Source organism: Streptomyces sp. NPDC096324 (genome assembly GCF_044763015.1).
Taxonomy (GTDB): Bacteria; Actinomycetota; Actinomycetes; order Streptomycetales; family Streptomycetaceae; genus Streptomyces.
Map to the genome: position 1 here is coordinate 63,977 of NZ_JBIWFK010000009.1, position 13,699 is coordinate 77,675.

13 protein-coding genes are annotated in these 13,699 nt (G+C 70.2%); 2 read left to right on the forward strand and 11 right to left on the reverse strand.

All coding sequences use genetic code 11. The features are described from left to right. Positions 1–178 precede the first annotated feature (178 nt). Both ACIQ7M_RS25220 and ACIQ7M_RS25225 read right to left on the reverse strand, forming a co-directional pair. A complete protein-coding gene (locus tag ACIQ7M_RS25220) occupies positions 179–1,720 on the reverse strand; it encodes an amino acid permease (protein ID WP_403648318.1) in 1,542 nt (513 codons plus the stop codon). 50 nt (positions 1,721–1,770) lie between these two features. Beyond that, entirely contained in the window at positions 1,771–2,727 is a 957-nt protein-coding gene (locus ACIQ7M_RS25225) for a hypothetical protein (RefSeq protein WP_355775403.1), read from the reverse strand. A 276-nt stretch (positions 2,728–3,003) separates the two neighbouring features. On the opposite strand from ACIQ7M_RS25225, the gene ACIQ7M_RS25230 reads away from it, so the two are divergent. Together ACIQ7M_RS25230 and ACIQ7M_RS25235 are read left to right on the forward strand one after the other, a co-directional pair. After that, positions 3,004–3,624 carry a uridine kinase gene (locus tag ACIQ7M_RS25230; protein WP_403648937.1) on the forward strand — a complete coding sequence of 207 codons (621 nt, stop codon included), beginning with the start codon at positions 3,004–3,006 and terminating at the stop codon, positions 3,622–3,624. 467 nt (positions 3,625–4,091) lie between these two features. Further along, positions 4,092–5,957 carry an AAA family ATPase gene (locus ACIQ7M_RS25235; RefSeq protein WP_386980199.1) on the forward strand — a complete coding sequence of 622 codons (1,866 nt, stop codon included), beginning with the start codon at positions 4,092–4,094 and terminating at the stop codon, positions 5,955–5,957. Between the two features lie 77 nt (positions 5,958–6,034). On the opposite strand, the gene ACIQ7M_RS25240 is transcribed toward ACIQ7M_RS25235, so the two are convergent. The 9 genes from ACIQ7M_RS25240 to ACIQ7M_RS25280 form a co-directional block, all read right to left on the reverse strand. Further along, on the reverse strand, positions 6,035–7,120 hold the full coding sequence (locus ACIQ7M_RS25240) for a hemolysin family protein (protein ID WP_403648321.1): 1,086 nt from the start codon (positions 7,118–7,120) through the stop codon (positions 6,035–6,037). Next, a complete protein-coding gene (locus tag ACIQ7M_RS25245) occupies positions 7,117–8,448 on the reverse strand; it encodes a hemolysin family protein (protein WP_355773825.1) in 1,332 nt (443 codons plus the stop codon). Before ACIQ7M_RS25245 ends, ACIQ7M_RS25240 begins: the two co-directional genes overlap by 4 nt. Before the next feature lie 197 nt (positions 8,449–8,645). Then, positions 8,646–9,113 carry a PH domain-containing protein gene (locus ACIQ7M_RS25250; protein ID WP_355773822.1) on the reverse strand — a complete coding sequence of 156 codons (468 nt, stop codon included), beginning with the start codon at positions 9,111–9,113 and terminating at the stop codon, positions 8,646–8,648. A 14-nt stretch (positions 9,114–9,127) separates the two neighbouring features. Continuing rightward, entirely contained in the window at positions 9,128–9,985 is an 858-nt protein-coding gene (gene hisG / locus ACIQ7M_RS25255; protein ID WP_355773819.1) for an ATP phosphoribosyltransferase, read from the reverse strand. Positions 9,986–10,075: 90 nt separating this feature from the next. Beyond that, a complete protein-coding gene (locus tag ACIQ7M_RS25260) occupies positions 10,076–10,348 on the reverse strand; it encodes a phosphoribosyl-ATP diphosphatase (RefSeq protein ID WP_355773816.1) in 273 nt (90 codons plus the stop codon). A gap of 34 nt (positions 10,349–10,382) precedes the next feature. Continuing rightward, positions 10,383–10,868: a 6,7-dimethyl-8-ribityllumazine synthase gene (gene ribH / locus ACIQ7M_RS25265; protein ID WP_151468514.1), complete on the reverse strand. Its 486-nt coding sequence runs from the start codon at positions 10,866–10,868 to the stop codon at positions 10,383–10,385. A gap of 117 nt (positions 10,869–10,985) precedes the next feature. Further along, complete coding sequence (locus ACIQ7M_RS25270; protein ID WP_403648327.1) at positions 10,986–12,323, reverse strand: bifunctional 3,4-dihydroxy-2-butanone-4-phosphate synthase/GTP cyclohydrolase II; 1,338 nt, start codon at positions 12,321–12,323, stop codon at positions 10,986–10,988. Next, the gene (locus ACIQ7M_RS25275) at positions 12,320–12,955 is read right to left on the reverse strand and encodes a nicotinamide riboside transporter PnuC (protein ID WP_403648330.1); all 636 of its coding nucleotides are present in this window, start codon (positions 12,953–12,955) and stop codon (positions 12,320–12,322) included. Before ACIQ7M_RS25275 ends, ACIQ7M_RS25270 begins: the two co-directional genes overlap by 4 nt. Continuing rightward, positions 12,952–13,587: a riboflavin synthase gene (locus tag ACIQ7M_RS25280; protein ID WP_403648333.1), complete on the reverse strand. Its 636-nt coding sequence runs from the start codon at positions 13,585–13,587 to the stop codon at positions 12,952–12,954. The genes ACIQ7M_RS25275 and ACIQ7M_RS25280 overlap by 4 nt, the downstream gene beginning before the upstream one ends. Between the last annotated feature and the right edge of the window lie 112 nt (positions 13,588–13,699).

The following is a 13,699-nucleotide window of genomic DNA, read 5'->3' on the forward strand; positions in this document are numbered from 1 at the left end:
GGCCCAATGCTCTGTCGTGTGACAGAGAATGCTCTGTTGTGGGCCAACTATGGACGCCGGAGGGCGACTTCTGCCAGCACTTCGGCCCGTGCCACGCCCACCAATATTGGTCGGGACCACTGGCATGACCTGGGACGCCCTCGGCCCCGGCGAGCGCCGGGGCCGAGAGGACCGGTGGTCAGACGAGGTCCATGGCGGCGACCTCGTCGGGGCGGCCGTAGCTGACGGGGCCCTGGAAGCGGCGGCGCGCCGTGGCGAACCACCACACCGTCGCGACGATCAGCACCGCGGCGAGCGCGATCGAGGCGTAGTTGAAGTTGTCCCCGGTGATCGGCGAGCCCTGGGGCAGCATGAAGAGCACGCTGCTGGCGAGGATCCAGATCACGGCCACCCAGCCGACGGGCTTGCTCCAGCGGCCCAGGTTCCAGGGGCCGGGCTGGAACTCGTCGCCGAGCCGCAGCCGCAGGAAGACCGGTACGGCGTAGGCGAGGAAGAGCCCGACGACGTTGACGCTGACGATGGCCGTGAAGGCCGTGTGCGACCACCAGCCGGGCAGGACGAGGGCCAGCGAGCAGGCGACCGCCAGCCAGACGGCCTTGACGGGGGTGCGGGTGCGCGGTGAGACGGAGTGCCACCAGCGGGAGCCCGGCATGGCGCCGTCCCGGGAGAAGGCGAAGATCTGCCGGGTGTTGCTGGTGAGGTTGGCCAGCCCGCAGAAGAGCATGGACCCGATGACGATCAGCAGGATGAACTTAGCCATGCCCATGCCAAGTCCGTCGATGAGAATCTGCACGGGCGGCGCCGAGGACGAGGCGACCCGGTCATAATCGTGAATGCTGTACACAAGGGCAAGCATCAGGATGAGCCCCGTGATCGCCGAATAGCCGATCGAACGAGTGATCCCCTTCGGCGCGTTGACCGTGGCCCGCACCGTTTCCTCGGACATGTGGAAGCTGCCGTCGAAGCCCGTGAAGGTCCAGCTCGTGACCAGCAGCCCGAGCATCCCTCCGTAAATCCCGTTCGTGAAACCGGTGTTGTTCGCGAAATGCGTGACGAACGAGGCCGACTGGTGGTCGTCGGGCATCACGATGAGTGTGCTCACGATCACGACGAGCCCGACCAGCAGCCACCACACGGAGATCCGGTTGAGCACCGCGACGAGCTGGACGGTGTAGGTATTGGCCAAACCCTGGAGCACGATGATCAGCGCCGTGATCAGGACCGTCTGCTCGGCGGTCGGCTCGTACGAATGCCACTGCAGGGAGACGAAGGCTTGGATGAAGGTGGCGGCCGCGTATCCGGTGGCGGCCGTGCCTCCCACTTGACCCACGAAATTCAGCCACCCCGTGTACCAGGACCAGGCGCCCTTGTGCCGCTTGGCGAGCTTGCCGGCGGAGAAATAGAGGGCACCGCTGGTCGGATAGGCGGAGGCGACCTCGGCCATCGCGGCACCGATGAAGAGCACCATCACGGAGACGCCGATCCAGCCGAACACGAGAACGCGCGGGCCGCCGGCATTCATTCCGAACCCGAAGGACGAGAAAATACCCGAAATAATGTTGATGATGGTGAAGGAAATCGCGAAATTGTCGAACGCCTGGAATCGACGGGTGAGTTTTCTCGGATATCCCATCGCATGAAGCGTCGCGTCGTCGTCGAAGGCGACGGAACTCTTTCCCGCGCCCGTCGTCCGGCTCGGGACCGATATTCGCTCTGACACGGCTGTCCTCTCTCTCGGGGGTGGTGCGGGACATCGGGGAGGGCCGGCGCTCAGCCGGCCCCCGGCACGGGCAGGCCGCAGGCGCGGCGGGCACGGGAGAGCTGCTCCTCGGGTTCGCCGAACACGCTCCACGGCATACGGCAGGCGTAGGGCCCCATGGCCATGAGCACGGCACGCGCCTCGAACTCGCGCTGCGCCATGAACAGCGCGTGCGCCAGATACGCCAGGTCGAGGACCGGCGTGAAGCGGTATCCGGTCACCTCCGGCAGCCAGTTCTGGTAGATCGCGAGCGCGGTGGAACGCCACTGGGGCTGTTCCCAGGTGCGGTCGACCAGCAGTTGCGTGGGGTTGTAGCTCTCCACCAGGGCCACCAGCGGCAGCAGTCGCAGCGGCGAGGAGGCGGGGGCGCGCTGGCTCAGGAAGGCGGCGACGTCCCAGGCGGCGTTCACGGAACCGCCGTGGCGCGTGAAGAAGAAGGCCAGGAACCGGTGGTGGCCCTCACGGTTCCAGGGGTCGAGGCGCAGGACGTGCGAGAACAGGCGCCAGGGGCCGGGAGGCTGGGTCAGCAGCCCCTGCGGGGCCGGGTCGCGCAGATCGTGCAGCCGGGCCATGGACAGCCGGGCGACCCAGGGCGTGGGATCCGCCCGGTCCATCAGCGCGGCCCGGTCGCAGGCGGTCAGCGCTATGCGTTCCAGGGCCTCGGCCCGGTCGTCCTTGGCGTCGGCCGCGCGTAACGCGCGCAGGACGGCCACGCGGGCCCACAACAGGGCGGCCTCGGGGGTCTGCTCCTCCGCCAGCCAGCGTTCGGCGAGATCGGAGTCGGCGGCCTCGGAGGCCACGACCAGGGATCGATGGGCCCGTAATCCGTAGTCGGAACGGGTCTCCTTGAGAGCTTCGTGGGCGCTCAGATAGCGGCCGGCTCTGACGTCCGTGCAGACACTCGCGAGTCTGCGGTCGTCGGCCGCCGGATGCCACACATACTGCCCCTCGAATAACCCCGCGGCCATCTTCCCCTGTCCATCCACGCACGACGCCTGTGTTCCGCAACAGGAACCCTACTCAGCATCTCCGGGCACTGGAACGCTCTATCCGAAATAGCCGCTTCCGCGAGGCCGAGACTTTTCGGAGCGGGCCGCGAAGTTCTTGAGGATCGTTCAATCAATAGTTCAATGCGACACCATCCTGAACCCATGGATCCGCTGTGGACGGCATCTCGATAGAATGTTCCCCAGGGCTGCGCCGACCCCCCAGGCCCGCCCCCGCACCTCACCCCGGGAAACCCCATTCACGACCTCGCCTCGCGGCTGCGTCGGCTGCCGCCCTCCTGCGGGCCCGTCCGTCTGATCGGCGTCGACGGCCACGCCGGCTCCGGCAAGACCACGTTCGCCGGGAGACTGGCGACGGCCCTCGGCGGCGCGCCCGTGCTCCACCTCGACGACATCGCCACCCACGAGGAACCGTTCGACTGGACCGGGCGCCTGCTGAGCCGGGTGATCGAGCCGTTCGGACGGGGCGAGACGGCGCGCTACGCCGCCTACGACTGGACGGCCCGGGAGTTCGGACCCGTCCGCGAACTGCCGGCCGCGCCCGTGGTGCTCCTCGAGGGCGTCGGCGCGGGACGCCGGGCGCTGCGGCCCTGGCTCGCGCGGCTCCTGTGGATGGAGTTGCCCCACGAGGAGGCCTGGGCGCGGGGACGGCGACGGGACGGACAGGCACAGAGCGACTTCTGGGACGGATGGGTCCGCGCCGAGCTCCGGCACTTCGCCGAGGACCCCACACGGCCGTTCGCGGACCATGTGGTGCGGCAGTGTCCCGAGGGATACGAGGTGCTGCCGGGGCCTGCTGGGACGTCTGGACCGGACCAGTTCATCACTCACCGTGATGGACCATCCGCAGCGTGCTGACGTTGCGAAGACCCACTCCGGAGAAGTTGCCTCAGTGCCCCAACTCTGCTTGACCAGGGGGCCGTACAGGTCTTACGTTCTGAAGCAGCGGCCCTTCGGGAGCCGCCCGCAGTCGCGAAGCCCCCGGTTGTTCCCCCGTGATCGGGGGCTTCGTTCTGCCCACACCATCTCTTTCCGGACTCCCCACGGCGTGATTCGCTCACCCTGGGTCACCGTCCGCCACGCGCCCCATCTGCTCCCACCTCGCGGAACGGGCTGTGCGGCACCCTTCGGCAGGCCCGTCCACCGCGGGTACCATGCCTTTCGGTGCGACCTTCGGACGGCTGCTCTGCCGCACCGCTTCAACTCCCGTCCGTGGCACAGTCGTTCGACCAGAGCTGCCGACGGGCACCGGCCCGGCGGCGAGGGGATGTCCTGATCCGCGAGGCACTCCCCGACCATCGGGGGCACGGTTTGTGGGGGACGTGATGGACTTCGGCACGCAGGGCCCCGAGGCCCCGGCCGACCTGGCCTGGCTGCGAGGTGTGGACGCCTACACCATGGGCGCCTACCCGCAGGCGGAGGAGGAGTTCCGCGCCGCGGTCCGGATGGACCCTGGTATGGCGGACGGCTGGCTCGGACTGCACGCGCTACGGGTGGACACGACGACCGCGCTGCTGCGGATGTTCCGGCACCGCGACCGCTTCGGCGAACAACGTTCGCGCCACCGGCGCACCCTCAACTCCTGGTACTGGCTGGGCTGGTGGGTCCAGCCGGTGCTGGAGAGCCCGCGCGACCTGCTGCTCGCGCACGCCTCGCACTGGCTCGACGGGCGTCATGTCCCCGAGCTGGACCGGGCGCTGGCCGGACTGCCGCCGGTCGACGCGGACCACCAGGTGCGGTTCCTTCACGCGTGCCGCGCCTATCTGGTCAAGGACTGGGAGCAGTTGGTCCGGCACACCGATCCGCTGATCAACGATCCCATGCTCGGCATCGAGGCCGGACTGTTCGGCGGTATGGCGAGGGTCCGGCTGGAGATGTACGGACAGGCCGAGCCGCTGCTGTCGTCCGCGCTGATGCGCTGTCGCAGCGAACAGCCGCAGCGCAAGGAGCTGCGGTACTGGCTGGCCCGCGCCCACGAGGGCACCGGCCGGTCCGCCGCGGCCCTGCCCCTGTACCGGGCGGTGCACCGGGTCGACCCCTCCTTCATGGACACCTCGGCCCGGCTCGCCGCCATCGCCGAGGGGGACGGGTACGACGACGCCGCCGCCGACCTCGCGGCGATCACGCTCGCCGGGATCGGCCAGGACGTGCTGGAGGGCCCCGACGGCATGGACGCGCTGTTCGGCACCGAGGGGCGCGATCTGAGGCTTCCGGACGCCGATCCGTCGCCGCCCGGCGGGCTGCCGCCCCAGCCGGACGGCTTCCGGGAGAAGGCCGTGATCCCGGTGCAGCCGATACCGCCGGGACCCACCGACCCCGCCCTGCTCGACGAGGCCCTCGCCGAGCTGGAGCGCATGGTGGGCCTGGAGCCGGTGAAACGGCAGGTCAAGGCGTTGTCTGCGCAGTTGAACATGGCCAGGCTGCGCACCGGCCAGGGGCTGCCGGTGCAGCCGCCGAAGCGGCACTTCGTCTTCTCCGGTCCCTCGGGCACCGGCAAGACCACGGTGGCACGCATTCTCGGCCGGGTCTTCTACGCGCTCGGGCTGCTCGGCGGGGACCATCTGGTCGAGGCCCAGCGGGCCGACCTGGTCGGCGAATACCTCGGCCAGACCGCCGTGAAGGCGAACGAGCTGATCGACTCCGCGATCGGCGGCGTCCTGTTCGTGGACGAGGCGTACTCCCTGTCCAACTCCGGCTACGGCAAGGGCGACGCGTACGGCGACGAGGCCCTTCAGGTGCTGCTGAAGCGGGCCGAGGACAACCGGGACCACCTGGTCGTCATCCTCGCCGGCTACCCCGAGGGCATGGACCGGCTGCTCGCCGCCAACCCCGGCCTGTCCTCGCGCTTCACCAGCCGGGTGGACTTCCCCTCGTACCGCCCGCTCGAACTGACCTCCATCGGCGAGGTGCTGGCCGCCGAGAACGGCGACATCTGGGACGAGGAGGCGCTGGACGAACTGCGCTCGATCGCCGGGCATGTCGTCGACCAGGGCTGGATCGACGAGCTCGGCAACGGCCGCTTTCTGCGCACCCTGTACGAGAAGAGCTGCGCGTACCGCGATCTGCGGCTGTCGGGGTACCCCGGCACACCCTCGCGCGACGACCTGTCCACCCTGCGGCTGCCCGACCTCATGCAGGCCTACGGGGAGGTCCTCTCGGGCCGGGGCCCGCAGGATCCGTCGGCGATGTGAGAAGGCCCCGGTCCCGCCGGGGCCGTACGACCTTCAGGGGTCGCACGGCCCCCGGGAACCGGGGCCCACGCTCACGGTCAGCTGGCCAGCGCCTCCTCGGCCCGGCCGACACGCGGCTCCGTGACCCGGACCGGCGTGACATCGCGGTGCGCCGGGTCCCGTACCTCGCCGACCAGCAGCTCCAGGACGTCCTCGAGGGCCACGAGGCCGAGGACCTTCCCGGAGGCGTCGGCGACCTGGGCCAGGTGGGTCGCGGCCCGGCGCATCACGGTGAGGGCGTCGTCCAGGGGGAGTTCGGAGCGCAGGGTGGTCATCGGCCGCCACAGCTGCTGCGGGACCGCGCGCTCCGACTCCTCCAGGTCGAGGACGTCCTTCACATGGAGGTAGCAGCCCATGAAGGCGCCGTTCTCCGCGACCACCGGGAAGCGGGAGTACCCGGTGCGCGCGGTGAGCGCGACGACCTGGCCCGGGGTGACCGAGGGATCCACGGTGACCAGCGAGGCGCTGTCGAGCAGGACGTCGGTGACCGGGCGCGAGCCGAGTTCCAGGGCGTCCTCGAGGCGCTCCTGTTCCTCGGGGTCGAGAAGCCCCGCCTGTCCGGAGTCCTCCACGAGCCGGTTGAGCTGCTCGCTGGTGAAGACCGCCTCGACCTCGTCCTTGGGCTCGACCCGGAACAGCTTGAGGATGACCTGCGCGCAGGCGCCGAGGGCCACCGTGACCGGGCGGCACACCCGGGCGAAGGCGACCAGTCCGGGGCTGAGCCACAGGGCCGTCTTCTCGGGCGCGGCCATCGCCAGGTTCTTCGGGACCATCTCGCCGATGACGAGGTGGAAGAAGACGACGAGGGCCAGCGCGATCACGTACCCGAGGGGGTGGATCACCCCGTCCGGCAGGTGGACCGCCGCGAAGAGCGGCTCCAGCAGGTGGGCGACCGTGGGCTCGGCGACCGCGCCCAGGGTCAGCGAGCACATGGTGATGCCGAACTGGGCCGCCGCCATCATCTGCGGCAGCCGCTCCAGGCCGTACAGGACCTGCCGGGAGCGGGCGGTGCCCAGCGGTTCGATCTGGCTGCGCCGCACGGACACGAGCGCGAACTCGGCGCCGACGAAGAAGCCGTTGGCGAGCACCAGGACGCCCGCGAGCAGCAGTTGGAGCATGCTCATCGGACGGCCTCCGGGGCGAGCGCGGTGCGCACGAGGCGGACACGTTCGGCACGGTAGTGCCCGACCTGCCGCACCACCAGGCGCCAGCCCGGCAGCTCGGCCTTGTCACCGGGGGCCGGGATCCTGCCGAGCAGGTCGGCGACGAGGCCGGCGACGGTCTCGTACGGTCCCTCGGGCACGTCGAGGCCTATGCGCCGCAGGATGTCGACCCGGCAGCTTCCGTCGGCGTCCCAGGCGGGCCTGCCGTCCTCCGGAGGAGCGGCCGCCAGCTCGGGCTGTTCGCCCTGCACGTCGTCGTGCTCGTCGTGGACCTCGCCGACGAGTTCCTCGACGATGTCCTCCAGGGTGACCACGCCGGCCGTGCCGCCGTACTCGTCGACGACGACGGCGATGGGCTGTTCGCTGCGCAGCCGCTCCAGGAGAGGCTGCACCGGCAGGGTCTCCGGGACGAGCAGCGGGGCCTGGGCGATCCGGCGGACGGGGGTGCGCAGCCGGTCGCGCGAGGGGATCGCGAGGGCGTCCTTGAGATGCACCATGCCGACGATCTCGTCGATCCGCTCCCGGTAGACGGGGAAGCGGGACAGGCCGGTGGCGCGGGTGAGGTTGACCACGTCCTCGGCGGTGGCCGACGACTGGAGGGCGCTGACCTTCACCCGCGGCGTCATGACGTGCTGGGCGGTGAGGTCGGCCAGGGACATCGTGCGGACGAAGAGGTCCGCGGTGTCCTGCTCCAGGGCCCCGGCGCGGGCCGAGTGGCGGGCGAGGGAGACGAGCTCGCCGGGGGTGCGGGCGGAGGCCAGCTCCTCGGCGGGTTCCACGCCCAGGGCACGGACGAGCCGGTTGGCGACCGTGTTGAGCGCGGCGATGACCGGCCGGAAGAGGCGGGAGAAGACGTGCTGCGGGCCGGCGACGAAGCGGGCCACCTGGAGCGGCTTGGAGACCGCCCAGTTCTTGGGCACGAGTTCACCGATCACCATCTGCACGGCGGAGGCCAGCAGCATGCCGGTGACGACGGCGAAGCCGGGCACCGCGCCCTCGGGCAGTCCGACCGCCTCGAACGGGCCGCCCAGGAGCTGGGCGAGGGCCGGTTCGGCGAGCATGCCGACGACGAGCGAGGTGATGGTGATGCCGAGCTGGGTGCCGGAGAGCTGGAAGGACAGCTCCTTGAGCGACTCGACGACCGTGGCGGCGCGCTTGTCGCCGTCGGCCGCGGCCTTCTCGGCGTCGGGGCGTTCGACGGTGACGAGTCCGAACTCCGCGGCCACGAAGAAGCCGTTGGCGAGAATCAGCAGGAACGCCGCGCCAAGGAGCAACAGGGGGATGGTCATGCCGCCGCCTCGCTATGTCGGAAGGGGGCGGCGCAGGTACTACAGGACGATCCGTCCATCGCTGGAGGGAGTCACTCCTCGGGTAGCAGGGGGCCTCTGAGGGCGGGAGCACATCGGAGGCGGAGGCGCGATGAAAAACGCCTCCGCCGACAGATTAATCAAGACATGGGCTCTCAGGGCAGGGTGGAGGGCCAGAGTCAGCCGTGATGTTCACCGCGGTGCCCGTCGGGCTCCTGGATTCCGCGGGCCGAGGCCAGCGCGCGCAGGGCGCGGGCGTCCTCGATGGCGCGCTGCCGGGCGATGCCCGGCTGGATGCCGAGCGCCGGGAGACTGGTGCCGTCGCTGAGGTCGAGAAACACCCAGGGGTCGCCGGGACGCAGGTTGACCTGCACGATCTCCGCCCAGTCCAGGTGCCGGCGGCTCGCGATGTTGACGACCGTGACACCGCTCTCGTCGGCGACGACCTTGGGCCGCGAGAGCAGCAGGAGCACTCCGAAGAGCAGCGCCGCGGTGAAGACGAAGCTCGCCCGCTCCCCCGGGCCGAGTTGCTCCAGAAGCATGGCGACCGTGGTGATGACCACAAGGATCGACGCGCCCGCGGTGAGCAGGACGGCCCGGGTACGGGAGGGGCGGAAGGTTATGGGAAGGGGTGGAAGGTCCGACATGTCCGTTGATCCCGTCAGAGCCGGCAGGCGTGGATGGCCGTGGTCAGGATGGCCCGCGCGCCGAGCTCGTACAGGTCGTCCATGATCCGCTGGGCCTCCTTGGAGGGGACCATGGCGCGGACGGCGACCCAGCCCTCGTTGTGCAGCGGCGAGATGGTCGGCGACTCCAGGCCGGGAGTGAGCGCGACGGCCTTCTCCAGGTGCTCGGCGCGGCAGTCGTAGTCCATCATCACGTAGGTCCGCGCGACCAGCACACCCTGGAGGCGGCGCAGGAACTGCTGCACCTTGGGCTCCGCGTCCTCGGTGGGGCCGGCGCCGACACGGCGGATGACCACGGCCTCGGACTTCATGATCGGCTCGCCGAAGATCTCCAGACCGGCGTTGCGCAGCGAGGTGCCCGTCTCGACGACGTCCGCGATGACCTCGGCGACACCGAGTTCGATGGCGGTCTCGACGGCGCCGTCGAGGTGCACGACGGAGGCGTCGATGCCGTGGTCGGCGAGGTGCCCCGCGACGATGCCCTCGTAGGAGGTGGCGATCGTCCGGCCCTTCAAGTCCGCGATGCCGTTCGCGGTGCCCGGCTTGCCGGCGAAGCGGAAGGTGGAGCGGGCGAAGCCGAGCGGGAGGATCACCTCGGCGTCGGCCCCGGAGTCGACCAGCAGGTCCCGGCCCGTGATGCCGATGTCGAGCCGGCCGGAGGAGACGTAGATCGCGATGTCGCGGGGGCGGAGGTAGAAGAACTCGACCTCGTTGTTCGGGTCGACGATCCGCAGTTCCTTGGACTCCCGGCGCTGCTGGTAGCCGGCCTCATGCAGCATGTCCGCCGCAGGTCCTGAGAGGGAACCCTTGTTGGGGACGGCGATGCGCAGCATGAGGTCGGCTTCCTTTGCTCGATGGTGTTCGGGGTGGGTGGGACGGACGGACGTGCTGTGCCGTGCGGGGGCGCCGCCGAGAGGGCGCCCCTACAGATGCGCGTACACGTCGTCGAGCGAGATCCCGCGCGCGACCATCATCACCTGGACGTGGTAGAGGAGCTGCGAGATCTCCTCGGCGGCGGCGTCCTTGCCCTCGTACTCGGCGGCCATCCAGACCTCTGCCGCCTCTTCGACGACCTTCTTGCCGATGGCATGAACGCCCTTGCCGACGAGCTCGGCGGTGCGCGAAGTGGCGGGATCGCCCGTGGTGGCCTTGTGCTGGAGCTCGGTGAAGAGCTCCTCGAAAGTCTTCTTGGACATGGTGGTCCTCACCCTACGCGCTCGGGGCCCCGCCTCAGTGCCAGGGTTCGGATACTGAGCGGAGGGTGGCCGCGGTCGCCACGGCGGCCGTCACCGCCTCGTGGCCCTTGTCCTCGTTGGAGCCCTCGATGCCCGCGCGGTCCAGGGCCTGCTCCTCGGTGTCACAGGTCAGCACGCCGAAGCCGATGGGGACACCGGTGTCGATGGAGACCTGGGTGAGGCCCTGGGTGACGCCCTGGCACACGTACTCGAAGTGGGGGGTTCCGCCGCGGATGACGACGCCGAGCGCGACGATCGCGTCGTAGCCGCGGCCCGCCAGGACCTTGGCGGCGACCGGCAGTTCGAAGCTGCCGGGGACCCGCAACAGGGTCGGCTCGTCGATTCCCAGCTCGCGCAGGGCGCGCAGCGCGCCGTCCACGAGACCGTCCATCACCTTGTCGTGCCACTGTGCCGCGATGACCGCGACCCGCAGGTCGCCGCAGTTGCGTACGGACAGTTCAGGTGCACCCTTGCCGCTCACGTCTCTCCTTCAGTCCCGCTGTGCCGAGTTGCTGTGTTGCCGTGTTGCCGATCGTGCCGTGTCGCCGGCGCCGCGCACCGGTGGTGTCGTGGTGCCGGTGGTCCTGTGCCGTACGGGTCACTGGCTCCCGCAGGCCGACACCGTGACCGGGTCGAGCCAGGGCAGGTCGTGCCCCATCCGGTCCCGCTTGGTGCGCAGATAGCCGAGATTGTGCTCGCCCGCCTGGACGGGCATGGGCTCCCGGTCGGTGACCCGCAGCCCGTACCGGACGAGCGCGTCGGTCTTGTCGGGGTTGTTGGTCATCAGGCGCAGGCTGCGGACGCCGAGGTCCTCCAGGATCCGCGCGCTCGCGCCGTAGTCCCGGGCGTCGGCGGGCAGGCCGAGTTCCAGGTTGGCGTCGAGGGTGTCCCGGCCGCGCTCCTGGAGCTCGTACGCGCGGAGCTTGGAGAGCAGGCCGATACCGCGCCCCTCGTGGCCGCGGAGGTAGACCACGATGCCCCGGCCCTCGGTCTGGATGCGCTCCATGGACGTCTGGAGCTGGGGGCCGCAGTCGCAGCGGTGCGAGTGGAAGACGTCGCCGGTCAGGCATTCGGAGTGGACGCGGACGAGGACGTCCTCGCCGTCGCCGATCTCGCCGTGCACGAGGGCGACGTGCTCGACGCCGTCGGCGGTGGACCGGTAGCCGTACGCGGTGAACTCGCCGAAGGCGGTGGGGAGACGGACCTCGGCCTCGCGCCGGACGGTGGGAGCGGCGGGGGCCGCGCCGGTCTCGTCCGCCAGGGTGCGTTCCGCGGTGCGGCGGTAGGCGATCAGGTCCTCGATGGAGATGATCGTCAGGCCGTGCTTGCGGGCGAAGGGGATCAGCTCGGGCAGCCGGAGCATCCGGCCGTCCTCACCCGCGATCTCGACGATCGCGCCGGCCGGGCGCAGTCCCGCCAGCCGGGCCAGGTCGACGGCGGCCTCCGTGTGGCCGTTGCGGGCCAGCACACCTCCGGGCCGTGCGCGCAGCGGGAAGATGTGCCCGGGGCGCACGAAGTCGCCGGCCTCCGAGGCACCGTCCGCGAGGAGCCGCAGCGTGGCGGCGCGGTCGGCCGCCGAGATGCCGGTGGTGACCCCGTGGGCGGCGGACGCGTCCACCGACACCGTGAACGCGGTCTTCATCGACTCGGTGTTGTCGTCGACCATCTGCGGCAGGCGCAGCCGGTCGAGTTCGTCGCCCTCCATGGGCGCGCAGATCAGTCCGCGGCACTCGCTCATCATGAAGGCGACGATCTCGGGGGTCGCCATCTCGGCGGCGACGACGAGGTCTCCCTCGTTCTCCCGGTCCTCGTCGTCGACGACCACGATGGGGCGGCCGGCCGCGATGTCGGCGATGGCCTGCTCGACGGGGTCGAGCGCGAAGTCCGAGGCATCCTGATCGTGCCCGGTGCTGTACCAAACCGGCGCCGTTGTCATGCCGGGGCTCCTTCCATGACGGGCTGCCCGGCCTCACGGGAGCGCAGCCACCAGTCGCGCATGCCCCACAGGACGAGCGCGCCGTACAGGACGTAGACGAAACCGGAGAAGGCGTAGCCGTTGGCGAAGTTGAGCGGGACGCCCACCAGGTCGACCAGCAGCCAGGCGAACCAGAACTCGACCATGCCGCGGGCCTGCGCGTACATGGCGACGATCGTGCCGACGAAGATGTACGCGTCGGGCCAGGGATCCCAGGACAGCGTCGGGTACGCGTGGAACAGGGCGCTGACGGCGAGGGTGCCGACGACCGCGGCGGCCGCCATGTACGCGCGTTCGCGCCAGGTGGCGAACCGTACGGAGACGCGCCCGTCCTTGCCCTCGCCGCGGTTCCACTGCCACCAGCCCCACAGGGCGACGGCGATGACGACGACCTGCTTGCCGGCACTGCCGGTGAGGTGGCCGAAGAAGGCGACGAAGAGGACGACCCCGGACAGGAGCTGGACGGGCCAGCTCCACACGGAGCGCCGCCAGCCGAGCGCGAGGGCGATCAGACCGATCACGTTGCCGATCATGTCCGACCACATGATGTGCTGGTCGAGGAGGACGAACGCCTCGGAGTTGAGCCAGTTCACCGGCCGGCTCCCTGGCTTCCGGGCAGACCGCCGGGCTGCTCGCCGCGCGCGCCGAGCAGGCGCTCGACGTACTTGGCGATGACGTCGACCTCGAGGTTGACCGGGTCGCCGGGCTGCTTGTGGCCCAGGGTGGTCAGGTCGAGGGTGGTGGGGATGAGGCTGACGGTGAAGAAGTCGGGGCCGGCGTCGACCACGGTCAGGCTGATGCCGTCGACGGTGATGGAGCCCTTCTCGACCACGTAGCGCGAAAGGTCGGCGGGCAGTGAGATCTTGACGATCTCCCAGTTCTCGGACGGCTTGCGCTCGATGACCGCGCCGGTGCCGTCGACGTGTCCCTGCACGATGTGGCCGCCGAGGCGGTCGCCCACGGCCATCGGCCGTTCCAGGTTGACGCGGGAGCCGACGGTGAGGGCCCCGAGGCTGGAGCGGTCCAGGGTCTCGGCCATGACGTCGGCGGTGAACTCGTCGCCCTCGTGCTCGACCACGGTGAGACAGACTCCGTTGACGGCGATGGAGTCGCCGTGCTGCGCGCCCTGCGTGACGACGGGGCCACGCAGCCGGAAACGCGAGGCGTCGTCGAGAATCTCGACGGCGGTGACCTCACCCAGCTCTTCGACGATTCCGGTGAACACTTCCCGGGTCCTCCTGCCTCATGGGGCACGGACTCCGGGGCTGTCGATGACGACACAATGAGCGGACCGCGGCACACCGGGAGCGACGCCGAAAGGACACCCGTCCCGCAGG

What these genes read in the sequence shown, in the direction of transcription:
- ACIQ7M_RS25270 (WP_403648327.1), bottom strand. Translation starts at nt 12,323, where the DNA reads ATGACAACGGCGCCGGTTTGGTACAGCACCGGGCACGATCAGGATGCC.
- ACIQ7M_RS25260 (WP_355773816.1), bottom strand. Translation starts at nt 10,348, where the DNA reads ATGTCCAAGAAGACTTTCGAGGAGCTCTTCACCGAGCTCCAGCACAAG.
- hisG (WP_355773819.1), bottom strand. Translation starts at nt 9,985, where the DNA reads ATGCTGCGCATCGCCGTCCCCAACAAGGGTTCCCTCTCAGGACCTGCG.
- ACIQ7M_RS25240 (WP_403648321.1), bottom strand. Translation starts at nt 7,120, where the DNA reads ATGAGCATGCTCCAACTGCTGCTCGCGGGCGTCCTGGTGCTCGCCAAC.
- ACIQ7M_RS25245 (WP_355773825.1), bottom strand. Translation starts at nt 8,448, where the DNA reads ATGACCATCCCCCTGTTGCTCCTTGGCGCGGCGTTCCTGCTGATTCTC.
- ACIQ7M_RS25250 (WP_355773822.1), bottom strand. Translation starts at nt 9,113, where the DNA reads ATGTCGGACCTTCCACCCCTTCCCATAACCTTCCGCCCCTCCCGTACC.
- ACIQ7M_RS25225 (WP_355775403.1), bottom strand. Translation starts at nt 2,727, where the DNA reads ATGGCCGCGGGGTTATTCGAGGGGCAGTATGTGTGGCATCCGGCGGCC.
- ACIQ7M_RS25235 (WP_386980199.1), top strand. Translation starts at nt 4,092, where the DNA reads ATGGACTTCGGCACGCAGGGCCCCGAGGCCCCGGCCGACCTGGCCTGG.